Annotated in this window: 18 protein-coding genes and 1 pseudogene; 6 read left to right on the top strand and 13 right to left on the bottom strand. The window is 62.9% G+C overall.

Going from position 1 to position 22,574, the window contains the following annotated elements; all coding sequences use genetic code 11:
- The first annotated feature begins 103 nt into the window (after positions 1–103).
- On the top strand, positions 104–982 hold the full coding sequence (locus tag V1279_RS18495; protein WP_334438588.1) for a DMT family transporter: 879 nt from the start codon (positions 104–106) through the stop codon (positions 980–982).
- Positions 983–1,088: 106 nt separating this feature from the next.
- Here V1279_RS18495 and V1279_RS18490 read toward each other — a convergent pair whose 3' ends face one another.
- The 4 genes from V1279_RS18490 to V1279_RS18475 are packed head-to-tail and all read right to left on the bottom strand — an operon-like array spanning position 1,089 to position 5,225.
- Positions 1,089–2,267 (bottom strand): MFS transporter, encoded by a 1,179-nt coding sequence (locus V1279_RS18490; protein WP_334438586.1) that lies wholly within the window; start codon positions 2,265–2,267, stop codon positions 1,089–1,091.
- Positions 2,264–3,430: an MFS transporter gene (locus V1279_RS18485; protein ID WP_334438583.1), complete on the bottom strand. Its 1,167-nt coding sequence runs from the start codon at positions 3,428–3,430 to the stop codon at positions 2,264–2,266. The genes V1279_RS18490 and V1279_RS18485 overlap by 4 nt, the downstream gene beginning before the upstream one ends.
- A gap of 52 nt (positions 3,431–3,482) precedes the next feature.
- Positions 3,483–4,847 carry an NAD(P)-binding domain-containing protein gene (locus V1279_RS18480; RefSeq protein WP_334438581.1) on the bottom strand — a complete coding sequence of 455 codons (1,365 nt, stop codon included), beginning with the start codon at positions 4,845–4,847 and terminating at the stop codon, positions 3,483–3,485.
- A gap of 54 nt (positions 4,848–4,901) precedes the next feature.
- On the bottom strand, positions 4,902–5,225 hold the full coding sequence (locus V1279_RS18475; protein ID WP_334438579.1) for an ArsR/SmtB family transcription factor: 324 nt from the start codon (positions 5,223–5,225) through the stop codon (positions 4,902–4,904).
- Positions 5,226–5,393: 168 nt separating this feature from the next.
- Here V1279_RS18475 and arsH point away from each other — a divergent pair, with 168 nt between their 5' ends.
- The gene (arsH, locus tag V1279_RS18470) at positions 5,394–6,161 is read left to right on the top strand and encodes an arsenical resistance protein ArsH (protein WP_334438577.1); all 768 of its coding nucleotides are present in this window, start codon (positions 5,394–5,396) and stop codon (positions 6,159–6,161) included.
- Between the two features lie 38 nt (positions 6,162–6,199).
- Here the strand turns inward: arsH and arsJ are convergent, their stop codons facing one another.
- From arsJ to V1279_RS18455, 3 genes are read right to left on the bottom strand one after another with little or no spacing between them, the layout of a single operon-like run.
- Complete coding sequence (gene arsJ / locus V1279_RS18465) at positions 6,200–7,429, bottom strand: organoarsenical effux MFS transporter ArsJ (protein WP_334438574.1); 1,230 nt, start codon at positions 7,427–7,429, stop codon at positions 6,200–6,202.
- A gap of 3 nt (positions 7,430–7,432) precedes the next feature.
- Positions 7,433–8,476, bottom strand: a complete 1,044-nt coding sequence (locus V1279_RS18460) for an ArsJ-associated glyceraldehyde-3-phosphate dehydrogenase (protein WP_334438571.1) — start codon at positions 8,474–8,476, stop codon at positions 7,433–7,435.
- An 11-nt stretch (positions 8,477–8,487) separates the two neighbouring features.
- Positions 8,488–9,345, bottom strand: a complete 858-nt coding sequence (locus tag V1279_RS18455) for an arsenate reductase/protein-tyrosine-phosphatase family protein (RefSeq protein WP_334438569.1) — start codon at positions 9,343–9,345, stop codon at positions 8,488–8,490.
- Positions 9,346–9,603: 258 nt separating this feature from the next.
- Between V1279_RS18455 and arsB the strand changes: the two genes are divergently transcribed.
- The 4 genes and pseudogenes from arsB (at position 9,604) to V1279_RS18435 (ending at position 13,961) form a co-directional block, all read left to right on the top strand.
- The gene (arsB, locus tag V1279_RS18450) at positions 9,604–10,662 is read left to right on the top strand and encodes an ACR3 family arsenite efflux transporter (protein WP_334438567.1); all 1,059 of its coding nucleotides are present in this window, start codon (positions 9,604–9,606) and stop codon (positions 10,660–10,662) included.
- Positions 10,659–11,065, top strand: a pseudogene (arsC, locus tag V1279_RS18445) (arsenate reductase (glutaredoxin)). The gene arsB and the pseudogene arsC overlap by 4 nt, the downstream one beginning before the upstream one ends.
- 46 nt (positions 11,066–11,111) lie before the next feature.
- Positions 11,112–12,371, top strand: coding sequence for an adenylate/guanylate cyclase domain-containing protein (locus tag V1279_RS18440; protein WP_334438565.1), 1,260 nt, complete (start codon positions 11,112–11,114; stop codon positions 12,369–12,371).
- A gap of 27 nt (positions 12,372–12,398) precedes the next feature.
- Positions 12,399–13,961 carry a serine hydrolase domain-containing protein gene (locus V1279_RS18435; protein ID WP_334438561.1) on the top strand — a complete coding sequence of 521 codons (1,563 nt, stop codon included), beginning with the start codon at positions 12,399–12,401 and terminating at the stop codon, positions 13,959–13,961.
- Here the strand turns inward: V1279_RS18435 and V1279_RS18430 are convergent.
- The 6 genes from V1279_RS18430 to V1279_RS18405 all read right to left on the bottom strand — a co-directional run bounded on the left by V1279_RS18430 (position 13,958) and on the right by V1279_RS18405 (position 22,531).
- Complete coding sequence (locus V1279_RS18430) at positions 13,958–15,172, bottom strand: multidrug effflux MFS transporter (RefSeq protein ID WP_334438557.1); 1,215 nt, start codon at positions 15,170–15,172, stop codon at positions 13,958–13,960. The genes V1279_RS18435 and V1279_RS18430 overlap by 4 nt on opposite strands.
- 140 nt (positions 15,173–15,312) lie before the next feature.
- Positions 15,313–16,557, bottom strand: coding sequence for an MFS transporter (locus V1279_RS18425; RefSeq protein WP_334438554.1), 1,245 nt, complete (start codon positions 16,555–16,557; stop codon positions 15,313–15,315).
- A gap of 202 nt (positions 16,558–16,759) precedes the next feature.
- Positions 16,760–18,763 carry a peroxidase family protein gene (locus V1279_RS18420; RefSeq protein ID WP_334438551.1) on the bottom strand — a complete coding sequence of 668 codons (2,004 nt, stop codon included), beginning with the start codon at positions 18,761–18,763 and terminating at the stop codon, positions 16,760–16,762.
- Between the two features lie 214 nt (positions 18,764–18,977).
- Positions 18,978–20,741 (bottom strand): flotillin family protein, encoded by a 1,764-nt coding sequence (locus V1279_RS18415; protein ID WP_334438548.1) that lies wholly within the window; start codon positions 20,739–20,741, stop codon positions 18,978–18,980.
- Positions 20,742–20,744: 3 nt separating this feature from the next.
- Positions 20,745–21,404: an OB-fold-containig protein gene (locus V1279_RS18410; protein WP_334438545.1), complete on the bottom strand. Its 660-nt coding sequence runs from the start codon at positions 21,402–21,404 to the stop codon at positions 20,745–20,747.
- Positions 21,401–22,531 carry a PspA/IM30 family protein gene (locus V1279_RS18405; RefSeq protein ID WP_334438542.1) on the bottom strand — a complete coding sequence of 377 codons (1,131 nt, stop codon included), beginning with the start codon at positions 22,529–22,531 and terminating at the stop codon, positions 21,401–21,403. The genes V1279_RS18410 and V1279_RS18405 overlap by 4 nt, the downstream gene beginning before the upstream one ends.
- Positions 22,532–22,574: the final 43 nt, after the last annotated feature.

Genomic DNA, 22,574 nt, shown 5'->3' with positions numbered 1-22,574 from the left:
GGCAGAATGATTCGCACGACAAACGTTTTTTGCTCGCGCGCGGATCTGTCGCGATCATATGTTCAGCGCTGCAGCCGATGGCGCGTCAATGTGGAGAGACGGCGTGGGCGAATGGGTTGGGGTCACGATCGCGCTGGTCTCGAGTTGTCTCGGCGGCACCGCGGCGGCGATCACGCGCTATCTCGCCGGCAACACCGATCCGATTACGCTTGCGATTCTGCGCTGGGCGATCGGCTTTTGTTGCGTGCTGCCGGCGGCGCTGTTGCTGAAGGCGCGATGGCCGCAACGCCGGGACTGGCCCGCTGTCGCTGCGCTGGGCTTTTGCTTCTTCGGCGTGTTCTTCGTTCTCTACAACATCGCGATGTCCTACACGACCGCGGCGCGCGCCTCGCTCGCGCTGGCGACATTGCCGCTGCACACCATGGTGGTCGGCGCAATACTCGGCATCGAGCCGCTGACGAAACGGAAATCGATCGGGGTCTGCATTGCGGTGCTCGGTGTCGCCGCCGCGCTTGCAACGGGATTGTCGGCCGCGCCGCCGGGAGCGTGGCGCGGCGAGCTGATCATGACGGCGGCCGTATTGTGCATGGCGTTCTACAATGTCTGGTCCCGCCCCTTCATTCAGCGATCGAGCGCGCTTGGCTTTCTCACCGTCGGCATGGGGACCGGCGCCGCAGCCCTGGTCCTGGTCGGCTCGTTGACGGGAAGCGTTGCGGCATTGAGCCAGTTCAGCGCGCCGCAATGGATCGCCGGCATTTATCTCGGCGTTGCCGGCGGCGCGCTGGCGTTCATCCTGTGGGTGCTGGCGCTGGAACGGGCGACGCCGACGCGCGTCGCCAATACCATGACCGTCAATCCGCTCGCGGCCGGGCTGCTCGCCACGCAACTCGTCGGAGAGCCGATCACGGCCAATCTTGTGCTCGGGCTTGTCGCGGTGTTCGCCGGGATCTGGATCGCAACGTCGGAGGTCGGGAAGCCTTGAATGCGTGATGCTCACGCAGCCGCGATGATGCGCTCCGCCTTCACCTCGACGATCTGTGAATGGCCCGGCGGCGAGCCGAGTTCGGGCGGATTGATGCGTGTGATCATCAGACATCCTCCTTTTTTGTCACGCTTCGAGGCGGCGGCGCCCGCAGCAAGCACAGCGCCAGCAGCGCGGAGAGACTGAGCGCCGACGACACCATCAGGATGCGGCTACCCATGATGTCGATCAAGAGGCTGAACGCCAGTGGCGCGCCGGCCTGCGCGATCCGCGCCGGTGCGCCAATGATCCCGAGGCGATAGGCGTAGTTCTGCGGGCCGAAGATCGCGAGCGGCATCGTGCCGCGCGCAATGGTCAAAATGCCGTTGCCGGTGCCGTGAAACACGGCGAACACGCTCGCCGCGCCGCCGCCTGCCAATCCGATAATGGCGGCACCGATCGGATGCGTAAGGCAGGCCAGCCGGCCCGACACCAGCGGGTGATATCGTGAGAGAAAACTTGCCTCGAAGATGCGCGCCGCCACCTGCGACGGACCAATCAGCGCGCCGGCCGCCACGGCCTGCAGCGATGTCGCGCCGGCGGCTTCCAGAATCCGCGGCAAATGTGCGGCCATCGCGCCGGTGACGCTCCACGCTGCGGCGAAGGCAAACGCCAGCAGGATCATGGTGCGGTCGAGCGGGATGTGCGGCTTGACGGCGGCGGCAACCGCGGCCTTCGCGCCGGCCACCGACGGCAGCATCAGCCAGTTGATCGGCAGCCCGATCAGGATGTGCGCCGCTGCCCAGGCAAAGCAGGTGTTGCGCCAGCCGATCGTCTCCAGCCCCCACGCGGTCAGCGGCCATCCGACGGTCGAGGCAAAGCCTGCGAACAGGGTGATGCCGGTGATCGAGCGCCGCGCCGCGTCGCCGTAGATGCGTCCGAGTGCGCCGAAGGCGGCGTCATAGAGGCCCGCACCCATGCCGATGCCGAGCAGGAGCCAGGCGGCGAGCAGAACAGGTATTGAGTAGGTGAGGCCGAGCAGGGCCAGCCCCGCAGCCAGCACGAGGTTGGAAATCGACAACACGGACCGGCCACCGACCAGATCGATCTGCCGGCCGATGCGCGGCCCGAGCATGGCCGAGATGACAAGCGATGCCGAGAAGGCGGCAAAGATCCAGTTCGAGGAAACGCCGAGATCGCGTGCGATGGGATCGGCGAGGATCGCCGGCAGGTAATAGCTGGATGCCCAGGCCAGCGTCTGCGTGGTGCCGAGTGCGACAATGATGGAAAGCTGGCTGCGGTTCACTGCGGCATCTCTCTTCTCGACCAATAGAGCGCCAGCGGCCCAAGCAGGATCCCCGCCGCCAGCACCGAAAATGCGGCCATCCAGGCCGATGAGCTTTGCGGTCCTCCTGCAGCGTCCAGTGCCACGCCCACCGCCCAGGCGCCCAGCGCGGAAAGGCTGAAGCCGACGGTCGAATGCATCGCCATCGTCGCGCCGCGATAGCTGGGTTCGGCCGCCATCGACATTCCGGAGGTAAGCGCGCCGGAATCGGCGGGAACCGTGATGGCATAGATCAGCATCAAAGGCAGCAGCAGCCACGGCGACCTGTCGGCGAGGAGGCCGATCAGAAGCGCTACGGCGGCGGAGGAAAACATCACCGCTGTGACGGCGCGGTGGCGACCGAACCTGAGCGCGAGTTCATTGCCGAGGATGCTGGCGGGCATGGCGAGCAGCGAGAACACGACGCTGACCACGATCGGCGTCAAAATCGAAGCATCTGAATTTCGTAGCGAGACAAAGGTCCAGAACGCCACGATCCAGGTTCTGATGCCGTACAGTTCGAAACAATGCGCGCCGTAGCCGAGCACGAACCCCATGGCTTTCCGGTTCTGAAAAACCGGCGCGAAATCCAGCAGCCGTCCCGTCGCCGGCTTCGGCTCGACCGGCCGTAACAGCAGGCACACGGTGAGCATCACCAGCGGCCCGGCGGCGGTGACGAAAAAGGCGCTGCGCCAGCCCCAGGCTTCCGCAACGAGTTGTGAAACCAGAAACGACAGGCCGACGCCGAACGAGAAACTCGACGTATAGAGCGTGATGGCGCGGGATGAATCGCCCGGCGCCAGACGATCCGTCAGCGCCTTGAGGCCCGGCATATAGGCGCCGGCAAAGCCCACGCCGGCCATCGCGTTGAAGAGGGCGCCCGACCAGAGCCCGGTGGCGAACAGCCCGAACAGCAAGGTGCCGAGCGCGCTCAGCGCCGAGCCTGCGATCAGTATTTTGCGCGCGTCGATGCGGTCGGTCAGCGTCGCCAGCACCGGCACGGTCAGCATGTAGCCGGCGGCGCCGGAGCCCGCCAGCAGCCCGGCTTGCGCCCCGCTAAGATGCCACTCCGGAATCAGGAATGCCGCAAGGATCGAAGGCACGACGACGTGCGGAAGCAGGCTGCCAAGCTGCCCGACGCACATCGCGACGATGACGGAGCGTCCCTCCAGAAAAATTCCGCCTACTCCTTATTGATCAGGACGCGCAACCGCATCCCGTCTTACCTTGCTGCTTTGCTTTCTCGTCCGCGACGCAACAAGCGTCAACATCCGATAATGCAGGGCCGCCGCAGCAATTGCTGGCATCTGGCGCGAGCGAGCGACTGCAGACGCCGGTCTCCGGCAGTACCAGTTCGACCCGCTCTGCGGCCGCGCGGTCGCCGGCGATGTCGGCCGCGATCGAACGCACCTGTTCATATCCCGTGAGCATCAGGAAGGTCGGTGCGCGCCCATATGATTTCATGCCCGCGAAGTAGAAGCCGGGCTCGTCCTGCGCCAATTCACGCGCACCGTGCGGCCGCACGGTGCCGCAGCTATGCTCGTTGGGATCGATCAGCGGCGCCAGTGCGACCGGGCATTCGATGGCAGGGTCGAGCCGGATGCGCAACTCGCGCGCAAAGTCGAGGTCCGGCCGAAAGCCCGTCGCGACGATGAGTTCGTCGATCACAGCCCGACGGGTGGTGCAGCCCGATATGGCACCGACGACGAGGCGAGGGCCGTCGGCGGCAAGATGCGAGACGCGAAATTCGCTTTCCAGCTTGATCCGGCCTGCTGTTACCAATGCGGCGAAGGCCGCGCCAAGTTCGCCGCGGGCGACCAGCTTGTCATTGGCGCCGCCGCCAAAGGCCTTGGCGGGATCGCTGCCGCGCAACAGCCAGACCGGTCGGGTTTCAGGTACTTCTGCCGCAAGCTTCGCCAGATCGGTCAGCGTGCCGATCGCGGAATGCCCTGATCCCAGCACTGCGACGGTCTTGCCGGCATAGCGCGCGCGGTCCTTACCCAGTACGTCGGGCATGCCGTAAGCGATTCTGTCGGTGGCCTCTGTCTCGCCGATGGCGGGGAGGCCGTTCGCGCCCGCCGGATTCGGCGAATGCCAGGTGCCGGATACGTCGATGACCGCATCGGCCTTGACGATCTCAGGACCTTTCCCGTTCTGATACCGAATTTCGAACGGCGACGTTTCGCGGCCCTTGGTCTTGAGCTTGTCAAAGCCGGCACGGCTGATCCCGGTGACGCGGCTCGATGTGCGGACGTGGGGCCTGAGCGCGGTGTTGTTGGCGAGCGGCTCGAGATAGCGCTCCACCATCTCTGCGCCCGTCGGGTACTGGTCGGGCTCGGGCGAGTTCCAGCCTGATGTCGCCAGCAGCCGCGCCGCCGCCTTGTCGATGTTGTATTCCCAGGGCGAGAACAGTTGGACGTGGCCCCATTGCCGCATGGCGTGGCCGACAGTGTCGCCGGCTTCCAGCACGATCGGCTGCAGGCCGCGCTCCAGAACATGGGCCGCGGCGGCCAGGCCGACCGGCCCGGCTCCGATAATCGCGACGGTCTTCGCTTCGCTCATGGCATTCTCCCATAAAACTGGAAATATCGAAATATAGGTCGCAAATGATGATGCTTATGCCGCCGTCTTGGCATCCTTTGTTTCGGTTTCGGCGCTTTCAATGCAGCATTCCGCGACCAGAAATCCCATCAGCTCCCGCATCACTTCGTAGTTGGCGTGGCAGATCAGCGTGGTCGCATCGCGCACCTGGGTCACGAGGCCGACCACCACCAGCGCCTTGATGTGGTGGGAGAGCGTGGAGGGCGCGATTTTCAGCTTCTCCTGCAGTCGTCCCACCGCAAGCCCGGCGCCACCGGCGCGGATCAGCGCGCGGTAGATTTTGAGCCGGGTCGGATTGCCCAGCGCTTCGAGATGGGCGGCGGCATCATCGAGTTTCATGCCGGTAATGTTTCATGCTTCGGCGACGGCGTCAACCATATTTCCAGAATGATGGAAATACAGCGCGTCGACTTGACAATTCCCTATATATCGATAATTCTAGATATATGGAATTATTGGCGCATTTCTCGCGCTTGCTTCTTCGACTCCTGCAATGGCTGAACACGTATGAGAGTTCGCACACTATCCGATCTCGATTTCCTGCCCGCTCTCGACACGCGGCACGCGCCGCAAGGCCTGGCGAGCAGTCTTGCCGCCACCCCTCGGCATTCGCCGCGCATCCTGCTGCTCTACGGATCGCTGCGGGAACGCTCCTATTCGCGGCTGGTTGTCGAGGAAGCCGCCCGTCTCGTCCGCTTTTTTGGGGCTGAACCGCGCATCTTCGATCCATCCGACCTCCCGTTGCCGGACCAGTTCGAGGGCGACGATCATCCGGCGGTGCAGGAGCTGCGTGAGCTGTCAATGTGGTCGGAGGGGCAAATCTGGTGCAGTCCGGAGCGGCACGGCCAGATCACAGGTGTCATGAAGGCGCAGATCGATCATCTGCCGCTCAACATGGGTGGTATGCGGCCGACCCAAGGCCGAACGCTGGCGGTCATGCAGGTTTGCGGCGGCTCGCAGTCCTTCAACGCCGTCAACACGCTACGGCTTCTGGGACGCTGGACGCGGATGTTTACCATTCCCAACCAGTCGAGCGTTCCACAGGCATTCCAGGAGTTCAACGAGGCCGGGCGGATGAAGCCATCGAGCTACTACGAACGGATCGTCGACGTCATCGAAGAGCTAGTTCGATTCACAGTTCTGCTTCGGCCCCACGTCGCGACCCTGACGGACCGCTACTCCGAGCGCAGGGCGGCCGCAGGTCCGCAACGCGATGCCGCGTCGGATCTTTCAGCGATCGCGACGGCCCATCAGCGGAGGGGTTCTAAGGCGTGAAGGAACCGCAAAGCAGCCTGGGAAAAAGCAATTCTGGATCAGACGGACGCAGGCCTTGTCGTCGATAAATCTGCGTTCTGCGGAAGCAGGAATGTGATTAGCGAGCAGAGCAGCAACATGACCGCGGAGCCGATCAGGCAGCCCGTGATGCCCGCGACCTGATACAGCACACCGGATAGCGTGATGCCGAGGAGGCGGCCGGCCGCATTGGCGGCATAGTAGAAGCCGACGTCTTCCGCGGCCTTTTCGGATCCGGCGTAGGCCAGAATGAGATACGAATGCAGGGACGAGTTTACGGCGAAGGGCAATCCGAAGAGCGCCAACCCGACTACCAGGATGACATCGGGGCGTCCAACCTCGGTTGAGTTCATGATAATCGCCAAGGCAATCGGCACCGCCGCGAGAAGTGCGGCCCAGATCCTTGAGGCCGGTACCTCACGGCTGAGGCCGTCCGCGCTACGGCTCACGAGCGAGGGCGCGATCGCCTGCACGCCCCCATAGGCAATGGTCCAGGCCGCCAGGAATGCGCCCACTTGCAGGAATTTCCACCCGTAGGCGTAGAGAAAGACCGGCAAGCCAACGACGAACCAGACATCCCTTGCCCCGAACATGAAGATGCGTGCGGCCGCCAGAAGATTGACGCCGCGCGACTTGCCGAACAGCTCACGGATAGTTTTCGACGATTTCGCCTTGCCCAGCTGAGACGGCAGCAGCAGCAGCCCCGCGACGAAGATCACGCCGAGCAGGGCGGCCATCAACCAAAGCGCATGGGTGAAGCCTGCGAGATCGAGCAGAAGACCACCGACAAAGAATCCGATTCCCTTCATCGCGTTCTTCGAGCCCGTGAACCACGCGACCCACCGGAAAAGCTGCCCGCTGCCTTCCGCAGAGGTTGCCTTGATCGCCGATTTCGATGCGGTCTTGGTCAGGTCCTTGGCAACGCCGGCGATGCCCTGGGCGATGACGACCCAGACGACCGATGCCGCGGCCCCCCAACCGGGATCAAGTGCGGATAGCATCAACAAGCCGGCGATCTGGAGCATCTGGCCGATCGCAAGCATCCGCGGAATGCCGAAACGCGACGCGAAGTAGCCGCCGGCCAGGTTGGCACCGATTCCGGCGGCTTCGTAGAGCAGAAACAGGAACGCCAGGGTGAACGGCGTGTATCCCAGCCGGAAAAAATGGAACAGGACCAGCATACGCAACGCGCCGTCGACGAGCGTGAAGCCCCAATAGGATGCCGTTACGATGAGATAGTTTCGGACCATGGCTTACACGCCCGATCGCTGAACAATGTTGGCAAGATCGACCATTCGGCAGGCATAGCCGACTTCGTTGTCGTACCAAGCGTAGACCTTCAGCAGCGTTTCGTCAGTCACCATCGTGCTCAAAGCGTCGACGATCGAGCTGCGCGGATCGTTGTTGTAGTCGGCCGAAACGAGAGGTCTGGTCTCCAGACCCAAGATACCAGCCAAAACGCTTTCGGAGGCGGATTTGAAAAGCTGATTGACCTCCTCGGCCGTTGTCGGGCGCTTCAATTCGAAGACACAGTCGGTCAGGCTGGCGTTCAGGACGGGGATGCGCACGGCGTGGCCGTTCAGCTTGCCCTTGAGTTCGGGATAGATCAACGAGATTGCGGTCGCGCTCCCGGTCGTCGTGGGCTGCATCGAAAGCATCGCGGACCTTGCACGGCGAAGGTCCTTGTGTGGTGCGTCAACGACGACGTTGGTATTGGTCGGATTGTGGATCGTGGTGATCTGTCCGTGCCGGATTCCGATCGACTCGTGGATAACCTTGACGACGGGAGCCAGGCAATTGGTCGTGCAGGATGCCGCCGTCAGCAGCCGATGCCGGGCGGGATCGTAGAGATGATCGTTGACGCCGACCACGATGTTGAGCGCCGCGTCATCCTTCACGGGAGCGGCGACGATCACCCGTTTGACGCCCCGGTCGAAGTAGGCCTGAAGCTGGTCCGGCTTCAGGAATTTGCCGGTGCACTCCAGCACGATGTCGCAGCCGAGATCGCCCCAGGCGACGTCGCCTGGACTGGCCTTTTCGCTGAAGCCGATCCGGTTCTTGCCGATCGCAATGGCATTATCGGAATCGACCGCGATCGGCGCGTGCCAGCGGCCATGAATACTGTCGAATTCGAGCAGATGCGCCGTCGCCGCGATTCCACCCTTCAATTCGTTGATATGAACGACTTCCAACCGGTTCTCGGCGCGAGGATCGCTTTCCGGACGATGTATGCCGCCAAGCGCCGAACGCAGCGCGAGCCTGCCCATGCGGCCCATGCCATTGATTCCAACTTTCATAGAGAACTTCCTTAAGGGGAAACGCGCGTTGTATCGCCGATTTCGTCCAGTCGAGCCTTGATCGCCATACGGTCCAGCGAGTCGAACGGAAGGCTTGTGAAGATTTCGATGCGGCGCCGGATCATGGCGTAGAGTTCGTTCAGAAGCGTGGTGCGCTCGGTGGACGACCCCGTGAACTGCGCCGGGTCGGGCAGGGGCCAGGCGCCGGTGACGAACTGGGCGCCGAGGTCCGGACAAAACTGGCCATTCGGCGCATCGCAGAGCGCGATGATGAAGTCCATTCGGGGAGCCTGCGGACCTCGGAACTCATCCCACGACTTTGAATGCAGGCGGGACACGTCGTGTCCAAGAGCCTTCAGCCGGTCGATGACTTCGGGAACGGGTTCTCGGGCCGGTTCCGATCCGGCGGAATAGGCGCGGAAGCGGCCACGGCCGATCTTCTCGAGCAGGGCTTCGGCGATGATCGAGCGGGCCGAATTTTGGGTGCACAGAAAGAGGACGTTGAACGCAGGCGTCATGAACTTCCCCGTTGCTTCGGATGGGAGATCGAAGGCATCGCCGCAGAGTTCGGGGCGGCCGTTGCAGCAGTCCCGAGAGAGAAATTCGAGCAAGCCCCTAAATCCGCCGACGTCTGCCCGATAGTTCATCGAGCGGCCGTCCTTCTCGACGGAGACCAAACCGGCTCGGCTCAAAATACCGAGGTGCGTCGACATGGTGTTGTGCGGCACCTCGCACAGCCGGGCGATTTCACCGGCGGGCAGGCTTAGCGGATGGACGGCGAGCAGATGGCGTACCGCGGCAAGGCGGGTCGCCTGCGCCAGCGATCCAAAACCCTCTATGGCGCTTGCTTCGCGACTATTTGCTTCCATTAGTTTCTCGCGGTCTCTTCATCGTGTCCATGTTTATCGACGAATTAAATGACGGTTCGGTGACATCCTGCGTAAAGCGCGCCGTAATACGCGCCATTGGCATTATTTTTTAATTCAACGTGTCGAGAAATCAAGACATATTTCTTGCGAGTCGGCTGAGTCTGCAATATCGGAGGTCATCGCACGGTCACGGCTGTGCGAGATAGCCAAGAGAGAGAGAGAGAGCGCTTCTCTTAGTCATGCCCGGATGTCGCCTTCATGAACCTGTTCGAACGTTATCTCTCGTTGTGGGTGGCGCTGTGCATCGTCGCGGGTGTCGCACTCGGGCACCTGCTGCCCGGACTGTTCGCGACCATTGCGAGCGCGGAGATTGCGCGGGTCAACCTGCCGGTAGCCGGGCTGGTATGGTTGATGATCATCCCGATGCTGCTGAAGATCGACTTCGGCGCGCTCGGCCAGGTGCGCGAGCATTGGCGCGGCGTTGGCGTCACTCTGTTCATCAACTGGGCGGTGAAGCCGTTCTCGATGGCGCTGCTGGGTTCGCTGTTTATCGGTCATCTGTTCGCGCCATGGCTGCCATCGGCACAAATTCCATCCTATATCGCCGGCCTCATTCTGCTGGCGGCAGCGCCTTGCACGGCCATGGTGTTCGTATGGTCGAACCTGTGCGAGGGCGAGCCGCATTACACGCTGAGCCAGGTCGCGCTCAATGACGTCATCATGGTGTTTGCTTTCGCCCCGCTGGTCGGGCTGCTGCTTGGTGTCGCCTCGATCGCAGTGCCTTGGGCAACACTGCTGATCTCCGTGGTATTGTATATCGTGGTACCCGTCATCATTGCGCAACTATGGCGTCGCGCGCTGCTTGCCACCGGGCCGGAGGTATTGCAGCGGACACTTCACGTGCTGCAGCCGGTGTCCTTGGTCGCGCTGCTGACCACACTGGTGCTGTTGTTCGGCTTCCAGGGCGAGCAGATCATCGCACAGCCGCTTGTGATCGTATTGCTGGCAGTGCCCATTCTGATCCAGGTCTATCTCAATGCTGGGCTGGCTTATTGGCTGAGCCGTCGCTTCGGCGTCGCCTGGTGCGTCGCCGCGCCTGCCGCACTGATCGGCGCCAGCAACTTTTTCGAACTCGCCGTTGCCGCAGCTATCAGCTTGTTCGGCCTCGATTCAGGGGCGGCATTGGCCACCGTGGTCGGCGTGCTGGTCGAGGTGCCCGTAATGCTCTCTGTCGTCTATCTCGTGAAGGCGTCGAGGAGCTGGTACGAGAATGGTGTCAGTGCTTCCGGTGCCATCAAGAAGGAAGCGGAGGTTTGACCATCACGATCTATCACAATCCTGCCTGCGGCACCTCGCGCAACGCGCTGGCGATGATCCGGCAGAGCGGCGAGGAGCCCGAGGTGATCGAATACCTGAAGACGCCGCCGAGCCGCGCGCGGCTGGGCGAGTTGATCAGGGCATTGGGAATCTCGCCACGCGAGCTGTTGCGCAAAAAGGACACGCCCTATGCAGAGCTCAGCCTTGCCGATCCGAAATGGAGCGACGACGAGCTGATCGATTTCATGATTCAGCATCCGATCCTGATCAACTGGCCGATCGTGGTGACGCCGAAGGGCGTCCGGCTGTGCCGGCCGTCGGAGCTGGTGCTTGATCTGCTCGACAACCCGTCCAGTCCTTCGTCAAGGAAGACGGCGAGGCGGTGACGCGCGCGAGGGGTTGAAGGGCGCAGCCTTCCACCCGTCACGATTGCGCGGCATAATGGCCGTATGGAACTCACGCCCCGTCTGCGCCTGACGAACTGGCTGGTCAGCCAGGGTCTCACTGGCCTGCCCCAAAACGACTTGGTCCGCGGCTTCTGCGAGCGCTGCCGCACCGAAGGTCTTCATGTGTCGCGCGGAATGGTCTTCATCGATACGCTGCACCCGATTTTCGAGGGGCGCGGCTTTCGCTGGAACGACGCCGAGACCAACGAAAGCGACGTGTTCGAATATGGCTCGACCAGTGAGGGCGAAGCCGCGGAGGCCTGGCGCAGTTCGATCTTCTATCACATGCTTGAAAACGGCTATCAGGAGCTGCCGATCGACCTCGCTGACGGCCGGACCCACAGGTTCAAGTTCGTGAATGAACTCGCCGAGAAGGGCCACAAGCATCTCGTGGCCTATGTGCATCAGTTCGGCGAGGCCGGCACCATGGGACAGATGGACTGCGTCTATTCCTATTGGGTGACAAGGCGCGACGAGGGGTTTGGCGCGCAGGGGCTCGCGGCGCTGCGCGATCTCGTGCCGGTGCTGGGGCTGGCGATCAAATCTGCGGCGCAGGCCGACATTACCAAGACGCTGGGGCGCGTCTATCTCGGGCGCGACACCGCCGAGCAGGTGCTGCGCGGGCGGATCGCGCGCGGCGTCACCGAGCGCATCAACACGGTGCTGTGGTTTTCCGACCTGCGCGGTTCGACCGCGATCAGCGAAAGCATCGATCCCGGCGAGATCATTCCGTTCCTCAACGATTACGCGCAGGCCTCGATCGACGCCATTCACGAAGCCGGCGGCGAGGTGCTGAAGCTGATCGGCGACGGCGTGCTGGCGATGTTTACCGATGACAACATGGCGAAGGCCAAGCGCACCGCGCTGCGTGCCGAGCATCGCTTCCGCCGCAACATGAAGGCGCTCACTGCCCGCCGCACGGCCGAGGGCCGGCCCGTGACCTCGGCCCATGTCGGGCTGCATGTCGGCGAGGTTTTCTACGGCAATATCGGCAGCGACGACCGGCTCGACTTCACCGTGGTGGGGCCCGCCGTCAACGAGGTGAGCCGCATCGCCTCGATGTGCCGCTCGGTCGACCGTGAACTGCTGATGTCGTCGGCATTTCGCGCAGGTCTCGATGCCGCCGGGCGGAACTACCTCGTGTCCACCGGCCGCTACGCCCTGCGCGGGATCGGCCGCGCGCAGGATCTTTATACGCTTGATCCTGATATCGCCGCGGACGAGGTCGTTGGCGGCAAGTACGAGCGGTATCTGGCCGGTTAGGTTGCAACCCCATGACATGAGGCGCTGATGCGTAATCCAGGTCTTGCCGTTTCGAGGATCGTGTTCGGCACAATCGCTCTCGTGGGGTTAACGTGCTGCGGTCCCGCTGCATTCGCCCAAGCCGCATCGGAGTCCGCTTGGCCGACGACGCAGTGGCAAACATCGACGCCGGAAGAGCAGGGCATGGACCCGGCGGCGCTTGCAAAGCTGATCGAGTACGGAACGAGCCGGAGCTTCGATAGTCTGCTGATTGTGCGGCATGGGCGGATTGTCCTCGATGCCTCTTATGCGCCGTACACGGCGGATATTCCCCACATTACCAACTCCGTTACCAAAGCGGTAATCGGCACTTTGACCGCGATCGCCTACAAGGACGGCCTGCTGGATAGCGCCAACCATCAGATGCTGGACTTCTTCGGTGACCGCAGCATTGCCAATGTGGATGATAAAAAGAAGGCGATCACGGTTCAGAGCCTGTTGGACATGACTTCCGGACTAGACTGGAGCGAACCGCTCAACGGGCGGCCGGATTCGTTGATCGAAATGGAGCGTAGTCCGGACTGGGTCAAATTTATTCTGGACCGCCCGATGTCGAACACGCCCGGCGACATCTTCAATTACAACAGCGGCAATCCGCACCTGCTTTCCGCCGTCCTCACCAAGCTGACCGGGATGAGCGCATCCGATTACGCAAAGGCCAGGCTGTTTGGTCCCCTGGGGATCAGCGCGTGGAACTGGCGGCGCGATCCCCAGGGCATCTCGACCGGCGGATACGGCCTGGCCCTGCATCCTCGCGACATGGCGAAGATCGGCTATCTCTATTTGCGCCAGGGCGAATGGGAAGGAAAACCGCTTGTTCCACGGGATTGGGTCGAGAAGGCGAGCCGTGCCAACGTGAACATGAACTCGTCGTCTAGTCCGGAGCTAAGATACTCCAACTTCTTTTGGGCCTTGCCCAACAAGCAGGTCTATATGGCGGTGGGGTACCATTGCCAGGTCATCATGGTTTTTCCTGCGCTGGACATCGTCGCGGTGACGACGGCCAGGAATTTCTGTTCGCTAGGCAGACTTGCTGATCATATTTCCAGCGCGGTCAAATCCGAAACGCCGCTCCCGCCGGACCCAGCAGGCGCCAACCTGCTGGCAGGCGCAATCCGCGATATTTCAACCGAAAAGGCGACGGAGGTTGGCGCAACGTCGGGAATCGCGTCTTCCATCTCGGGAAAGACCTACAAATTTCCCGGCAACCCGTTGAACGTGAAATCGCTCTCACTCACGCTTGCCGATCCGCGTCCGCGCTTTGAGCTGGAGTTCAACAACCGGGATCCAACAAGGCCGTCACTCAGGTTTACCGGCCCGATCGGGTTAGACGGGCTTTATCGCAAGAGCGAACCAGCCGCCACCGGGATCGTCGCGACCAAGGGAAGCTGGTTGAACGACGGCACGTTCCTGTTCCAGCGCTTGGCATTGGGCGCGGGTGCCCCGGTTCAAGGATGGACCCTGCGATTTGACGGCGGGAAGATCAATCTTCGCGGTAACGACAGGGCTGGACGCGAAGTTTCAGTCGATGGAGAGGCTGACGTACCCTAGCCGGCCTTCGTCCGCATCGTGTAGAGCCCGACCGCCAGCAGCGAGAACGCCGTCAGCACCACGCCGAGCGCGAACAGCGCTTCATGCGAGATTGTCGCCGCGAGCCAGACGCCGGTGGCGGCCGTCATCATCTGCCAGAAGCCGACCAGCGCGGATGCCGCGCCCGCTCTGTCGCCGAACGGGGAAAGCGCCTGCGCCGTGCCTAACGGGCCGACGATGCCCATGCCGAGCAGGAATACGCTCATGGCCGCAAGAAATGGCAGGAAAGAGGGGTTGTATAGCGAGACCAGCAGCATCGCGAAGCTGCCGGTGGCGGCGGTGAACAGTCCGCCCCGGATCGAACGATCGAGCCCATAGCGTGGGGCCAGCCGGGTCGCGAGTATACCGGCGATGAATACGATCAGCACCGTGCCCGCAAAGAACAGGCCGAGTTGAATCGGCGTAAAATGCATCGCTTCGATCAGCACGCGGGGCGCGGCCGAAAAAATCGAGAACAGCGCGCCCAGGATCAGGCTGACGGTCGCTGCCGGCACCACGAAGCGGCGGTCGCGGAGCAGGGCGAAGTACGTCTTTGCGATGGCCCGCGGATCGAGCGGGGTGCGTGTCGCGAGATGGGTCTCGCCGAACACCATGCCGTAGGCGAGGGCGCCGAGCCCGGCGAAAGTTGCGAGGAATGCGAATTCGGAGCGCCAGCCGAAAGTGTGGTCGAGCGCACCGCCGAGCAACGGCGAAAAGCCCGGCGCTGCCGACATCGCGATCATGATCAGCGCCATCGCGCGGCCCAGAGCAGGCCCGGAAAACAGGTCGCGGGCGATGGCGCGGGACAGCACCGATGTGGCACAGGCGCCGGCCGCCTGGATGACACGGCCGATCAGCAGGCTCGGCAAATCACTGGCGAGGCCGCACCAGATGCTGCCGGCGAAGAAGATTGCAAATCCGGTCAGGACCGGCCATCGGCGGCCATAGCGGTCCGAGATCGGCCCGACCACGAGCTGACCGATCGCGAACACCGCGAGGAAGACCGTGATCGCTGCGGTGACCGCCGCACTCGAAACCTCTAGCGAAATCGCTATCTGCGGCAGCGACGGCAGCAGGATGTTGGTGGCGAGCGTGCCTGTGGCTGCAAGGCCTGCGAGCACCGCGATCTGCAGGACGGTGGAGGAAGCTTCCGAACGAGGGCGGGCATCGATTGCTGCAGTTTGGTCGGCCATGAGGGTTCCCGCTTTTATATGAAATGATATATATCATATAAAAGAAACCGGACAGCGGTAATTGCCCTCGAAGGACATTTTGGAACAAAACACCTGTTCGCTCCGTCAATGACGGCTCCCGTTGTGCGCCAACCAGCCGGCTAACAGCCTGCCGGCTCCCCCACCATATCCGGCTGCCGCGCCAGCGAGACCGCCGGCGACAGCAGGATCACCAGCGCCTGGGCGCCGAAGATCGCGGCTGCCAGATAGAGGCATGCCTCTGCGCCGTAGAGGCCGCCGACGATGGCACCTAGCGCGGAGCCGAGCGGACGGGCGCCATAGCTCATGATGTTGATGGCGGAGACGCGCCCGAGCAACGATGGCGGCGTCACCGATTGCCGCAAGGTGGTGGTCGAGATCACCCACAGGATCGGACCGGCGCCGAGGAGGAAGAAGCTTAAGGCCGCCAGCCATGGCGTCGGCGCAATGGTCGTCAGCGCCATCACCAGCGCGGCGACGAAGCCGGTGACGGGTCCGAGCCCGATGACGATTCCGAAGGTCAGCCGCTTCATTATCCGCGTCGCCGCGAGCGCGCCCGCCACCATGCCGAGGCCATACATCCCAAGCGTCACGCCGACGCCGGTAGCCGACAGGCCGAGATGGCGCACCGCGTAGGGCACGAACACGGCGAGCAGCAGGAACGACGCCGTGTTGAAGATGAACTGCGTGATGAACACCGGCCGCAGCAGCGGGTGATGCAGCACGAACGCGGCGCCTTCCCTGATTTCCTGCAGCGGATGACGCCGCGGCGCGGGCGCGCGCGCCGGCTCATAGATGCCCGACAGCAGCACGACTGCGATCACGGACAACGCCGCGGCAAATCCGAAGGCGGGCGCGGCGCCGACCCATCCGACCAGCACGCCGCCGAGCGCCGGACCGCTGGCGAATGCGATCGTGCGCGCGAGTTCAATCCGCGCGTTCGCCGCAGGTAATTGTTCCGACGTCACCAGCGACGGCACCAAAGCGGGCGCGGCGACGCTGTAAGCGACCGTTCCGCAGACTGCGATGAAGCCGAGTAACGAGAGCAGCGGCAGCGTCATTTGGCCCAGCCAGATCAGCAGCAGAATGCCGGCCAACGCCGCGGCCCGCAGCGCCTCGGAGCCCGCCATCACCCAGCGCCGCGAGATGCGGTCGGCGAGCAGACCTGCCGGGATCGCGAACAGGATGAAGGGCAACGTCAGCGCGGTCTGCAGCAGGCCGGTCTGGCCTTCGCCGACGCCGAGCAGCAGCACCGCAACGATCGGGGCTGCGGCCAGCGCGATCTGTTCGGCCGACTGCGCGGCGAGGTTGGACCAGGCCAGGCGGTTGAAGGTTGCGGGCAGGCGAGGAGTCGCATCGGCTGACATGGCTGGATTTCCTGAAGCGATTCGATTTTCACCTCATTGTCTGGCTTGAGGACGATCCAACCCACCCGTTTCCCGACAAGCTTTTTGCAAACAAAAAACCTCCACACGCGAAACGTGTGGAGGTGTTTCACCTTCCGTCATGCCGGGCTTTATCCGGCACGTGTGCTTTATCCGGCACGTGCTTCCTGCTGACGGATTCGCATCAAATGTCGAATAGGAAATCGTGCTTTGTGAGTTCATGAGGCCGCACGCCGGTCAGTTCGATCCGGTCGTCACCGACCTGGACCACCGTGTTTCCATGGCCGCCCCAGATTTTCACATCGCAAAAGTCCAGACGGCCGGCGTTCTCAAACACCAGCATGTCGATGCCGGGATCGAAGTCGGTGATCTCAGCTTTGGTGGATCCGAAGTCAAACACGAATCGGTCAGCGCCGTCATTCCCCGTCATCGTCTGCTTGCCGGTTCCGGCGAATAGATAATCGCCCTGCGGACCGCCGATCAACGTGTCGTTGCCATTGGCGCCGATGACGATCTGGCGGGCTTCGGGATCTTCCGACTCCACGCCGCCGGCAAGGCCGGTATGCCTCGTATAGGTGACAAAGACATCGTCCTGGATATGCTTGGTGTCGGTATTGCGCAGGATGATATCTGCCAGCGTGGTGCCCTTGATCTCGGACAAGGTCCTGGAATCGAACCCCTGATTCTCGAACCAGAACCGGTCGCCATCGCGCAACGCCTCGAACTGCATCGTTAGGATGGCCTGGAAGGTTTCGCCGACAAGCGCGCCAGGGACATGATTTTCCGACAGGCCGCCGGTCCACAGGCCGACATTGTTGACATTGCCGTAAGCCGCTTTCAGTCCGGCCAGCGTCTCCGGGTCGCTCGTGATCTGGCTGAAATCCGTGTAGGGGTCGAGGCCGAGCGCTTCGCGGGTCTGGTTGAGCGTGCCGAGGCCAAGGTCGCGCGCGCGCTGGATATTGATCGCGGCGAGATCCAGCGACACCGGTGGGTCGAAAAGAAAATTGCGCAAGTCGTCGACGATGCGCGCGTCGAGTGCTTGTGATGGATCGGCGGCCAGGTGGCGCAATTGCCCATCGGCGCCGCCATTGTCGTTGAAGTTTGCCGCCGGCTGGAAGAATACGTCCTTCAGGTCTTCCTCGGAGCCGGCGATGACTTCGCCGTTTTCCGCAAGGCCTTCGGTTTCGCCCGACACGATCGAATGTCCGAAGCGAAACGCCGCGGCGACGAATTCCAGCGACAGGTGGGGATCGACACTGGGGTCATAGCCGTCATAGGGCGTGAGCGCGTTCTTGCCGACGAGGTTTGGCAGGAACTCCGAATAGGTGATGTTGGCGATTTCCGCCGTCACGATAGCGCGGGCGTGATTGTAGAGCTGGTCGCCGCTCCAGTTCGGATGCTCGAGGTGCAGTTTGTCGACCTGATAGTTGTGTTCGCGCACGAATAGCGTTTGCAGCGCGGTGAGCGCCGGATTCTCTGCTGCGCGGGCGTCGCCGGCCACGACCATGCCATTGACGATCGGCAGGTTGTTGCCCTGCGACGTCAGCATGTGGCCGTCGGCGGTGCGCAGGCTGGCGGCGGTCGCCGCACTGGACCCATAGACCATCGAGGCGTCTAGCCAGGCGGTATTGGAATTGACCGCCATGGCTGGATTGGATGTGCCCGCGCCAGTCGTGGGATCGATGACCGCGCGGGTGATCGGAATAATGGTGCCGGCGGGAAGCACGGGATCGCCCTCGGGAACCACGACGCTGATGTCGCTAACGCCGTCGGTCCGGGTCAGCGTCATGTCGTGATCGATGAACTGGCCCCAAGCGTACATGAAGGCGGAGACACCTTCCGGGTTCGCCACATCAGGATCGCCGGCGCCGACCACAAGATTGCTGATGGTGCGCGGATTGTTGCCGCCGAGCGGGACGGAGATGCCGTCGGCAAAATGCGCCTCGCCGATACGTCCGAATTCGGTGCCGGCAGCGTTGAGGGTGGCATCGGATTGATTGTTCTGCGAGCCGTCGAAGCTGCGGTATTCGATTTTTACCGGCTGCGGACCCGGTTGGCACGGCGAACCGTGATGGCCATGCGAGCCATGAGACTCATGCGGCCGGTGCGAATGGCCGAAAAAATCGCCGAAGTGAAAATCGTCATGGTCTCTGTCTTGGTTTGCCCAAGTCCGCTTGAACTGGCGCATTCGACCGCTCCCCTCAGTTGCAATTGCGAATTAGTTGCAATTAGTGTCACTAATGAGAGGCATTTGCAATAAGGAACCACACGACGGCCAAAGCCCGCCTGCAAACCCACCTGTCTCCTGACAAGGCCCAAGAGAGACGCCAAGAAAAAGCCCGCCGCGTCGCCGCGGCAGGCCTCATTTGATTTCGATTTTGAACGGCGTCGCCGCCGTTCGACTACGATTTGGGGCCGAGCGTCGCCTTGCCCGTACCGGAGATGGTGGCGGGCGGCGTCACCACTTCATCTGCATCCTCTATAGCGAGCGGCTCGGCGGGAGCCGCCAGTTGCTGCGCGGCCAGCGCATTGGTCAGGGTGGTCAGCGCGTCAGGGCCGGCGGCGAAGCCGCCCTCGGCGAGGATCTTGTCGATGATCGGCTTGAAGGCCGAGACCGACAGCAACTGCGCCGCAAGGCCGTCGCCGAGGCCAAGGCCGTTACCGTGGCCATTCATGGCGCCATTGCCGCCGCCGCGGCCGAGCATGCCACCGGTGTCGAAGATCCGGATGTCCGAAATCTTCTCGATCGGCTTGACCGCTTCGGCCAGCGCATTCGGGATGATGTTGATGCGGGCGAGATTGATATCGTACTCGATCATCTCCGCGGAGAGTTTGTTGCGGGCTTCCGCCTTCAACGCCGCCACTTCGGCCTCGGCCTGGCCGAGCGACTTGACGCCGGTGGCGCGGGTGATCGCCGCATCGGCGTCGGCCTTGGCCAGCATGGTGATGGCTTCCGCCTTGTTGGTCGCGGCCTGGTTTTCGGCTTCCGCCATCACGGTGATCGGCATCGCCTCGGTTTCGGCGGCCTTGCGCGCCGCGATCACGTTGATGATCTTGTCGCGTTCGGCGATTTCGACGGCTTTTGCGGTGGTGACCTTTTCCTCGGCCGCAATCGCAAGCGCGCGCGCCGTCTCGGCGACGGTTTGCGCCTCGGATTGCTCCTTGCTCTTGGTCGCAACCGCGATCGCGCTTTCCTGGGCGACGATCTGCAGGTCGCGCTCCATTTCGGTATTCCGCCGTTTCACCGCGAGGTCGGCCTCGATCTTTCTGGTGTCGCGGGCCTGATTGGCTTCGGTCTGCTTGTTGGCGACCGCCAGTTCCTGCTGGATACGGTATTCAGCTTCGTTCTGCAGTGCGGTCTGCTCGACCTGTGCGGTCTGCGCGCGCATCGCGGCGGTCTTGTTGGCGATGTCGCGCTGCTGCGCCAGTTCCGCCTCGCGCTTGGTGGCTTCGATCGTCAGCGTGGTTTGGCGGGCGACGAGGTCCTGCTGCGCGATGTTGACCTCGGTGGTGCGGACGATCTGGTTGCGTTCCTGTTCGCGTTCCCTGGTGATCTTGGTCAGCGTCGTCAGACCGTGGGCGTCGAAGAAATTGCTAGGATTGAAATGCTTGATGTCGCTCTGGTCGAGCCGCGTCAGCGACACTGACTCGAGCTCGAGGCCGTTGTTCTGGATGTCGGCGCCGACCGCCTCCTGCACCGACTTGACGAAGGTCGCCCGCTGCTCCTGCAGCTCTTCGAGGTTCATGGTAGCGGCCACCGAACGAAGGCCGTCGACGAATTTGGCCTCGATCAGCTCGCGCAGTTCGCCGGCATTGTTGGTGCGGCTGCCCAGCGTCTGCGCGGCGAGCGCGATCGACGAAGCGTCGGGTTTGACGCGCACGTAGAATTCGGCGCCGATATCGACGCGCATGCGATCCTTGGTGATCAGCGAATCCGGGCCGCCGCGAGCGACCTCGAGCCGCAGCGTCTTCAGGTTGACCGCGGCGGTCGAGTGGAAAACCGGAAGGACGAGCGAACCGCCGTCGAGGACGACTTTCTGGCCGCCGAGGCCGGTGCGGACATAGGCTTCGTCACGCGTCGAACGGCGGTAGAGTTTGGCAAGCAGGAGACCAATAACAAGAATGGCAATGACGCCAATAGCGACGGGTACTGCAAGTTCCCACATGTGTTAAGCCCTGTCTGATCGTTGTTGCGCAATGAGGTCGGCGGGTGCGGAAATGGCGATAAAGCTCTTGGCGTCACGGTCGACCAGCAACACGCTGGCGCCGACCGGAAGCGGCGTGGACTCGGGGCTGGCGCGTGCCACCAGAGAATGCCAGTTGCCGAAGACATCCTTGAGACGGACGCGGCCGGGCAGCCCCTGGTCGAGCGGCCCGATCGAAACTTCGGCGACGTGACCGATGAAATCGGCCTCGTCCACGGCATAGGTCTCGTCGCGCGGGATGATGCGGGCGATGCCGCGGCTGGTGACCCGGATGACGGGGAGACTCAAGGCTGCGGCGGCAAGCGCGGCGATCGAGACCGGTACCGAGAGCCCCACACCGTGCGCGAGGCCTTGCAGGAAGAATCCCGCGATCGAGAACACACCGAGCGCGAGGATGATCAGGATCAACAGCGGAAGACGTCCGGCGTTGATCCACAGGAACAGGCCGCCGAGGCCGTTGCCGTGGTCGGCCTCGACGGTGACTTCCTTGCCGACCAGTTCGCTGATCGAGAAGCCGACCAGCGTTGCCAGCAATTCGATGCCGCCGAGCGCCACCATGATCGCGGCAGCCGCGGCGAAGGGCCGCACGTCCGGCGCCAGCAGGATGTCGGTCAGGGCACTCATTGCTGCGACTTGATCCTTTCAAGGCGGGCCGCGATTTCCTTTTCGCGGTGCAACCGGTCGAGTTCGTCGAGTTCCTTGTCGCCGGGCACGCCGGCCGCCGGCACGCCGGTGACGCGTGCGATCGCCGCCATTGCCCGATCGGGACTCACTGTTTTAGTCGCGCCAGCCGCGCGTCCGGTTTCCTGCGGCGAATGCTTTTCGAGGCTCGCTTCGAGATCGGCGAGACGGGTTTCGGCTTCACGCCGCGCGCCAAGCATCGCCTGTAAGGCCTTGGTCTGCTCCTCGATTTCGAGCTCGATGAAATCCATCGCGCGTTCGAGTGCAGTGCCTTGCGATTCCAAATCAATTTGCCGTGCAACGCCGGCGCGCGCGAGATCCTCGCGGCTTTCCGCAACTGCGAGACGAATCTTGTCGGTCAACCCGGCGATTTCGGCATCGAGCTCCTCGCGCCGACGCTTGAGGCGGAATTCCTCGGCGCGCGACTTGCCAAGCGCATGGCGCGCCTCATCGGCGCCAGCGTCGATCTCGCGGATCGCCTGCTTGACCAGCGCGACCTTGTTGCTGTTCTCGGCATTGTCGATGGTCTCGCTGGCGATGGCGGCAAGAAGTCTGCCCATACGTGCAAGGATACCCTCGTGAACCATGGTCTTCTCCTCCGGTGCTGTGGATTTCGATTTGACGGCGATGTGGATTTCGTAAGCGCGGCCGTCCGAGACCAGGTGAGCCGGGAAGGGACTTTCCCAGCCGGCAAGATAGCCGGGTATTTCGAACGGCACCAAGATGCGGCCGCGGACAGTGCTAATCGTCAGTGAAGTTGGTCCCTTGATTGCGAACAGTTTGTCATCGAGCGGGATGCGGCGCGGCGCGGCGCCCGCCACGTAGTTGGCGCGGTCGCGCAAACCGAGCGTCACCAGGCGGGCCGGCAGGCCGGTCTCGGCACGAATCTTTTCGTAAGCCTGGGCGTGAAGCGCGACGAGGTTGGCGCCGACGGGGGCAACCTCCGCGAGAATCGCCATCATGCGCTCATACGCGGCAAAGGTTTCTTCGATCGCGGCGATGGCCGTCGCGTCGGGGTGGAGCGCATAGCGCAGCGTGGCGCCGGGGGATTCATGCGGCAGTTTGATCATGCGATTATCATAAAGCACTTCTTCAGTACTTTACCAGTCAGGG

The sequence above is a fragment of the Bradyrhizobium sp. AZCC 1610 genome (assembly GCF_036924515.1).
GTDB lineage: Bacteria > Pseudomonadota > Alphaproteobacteria > Rhizobiales > Xanthobacteraceae > Bradyrhizobium.
This window is presented reverse-complemented; position numbering and strand designations above follow the sequence as displayed.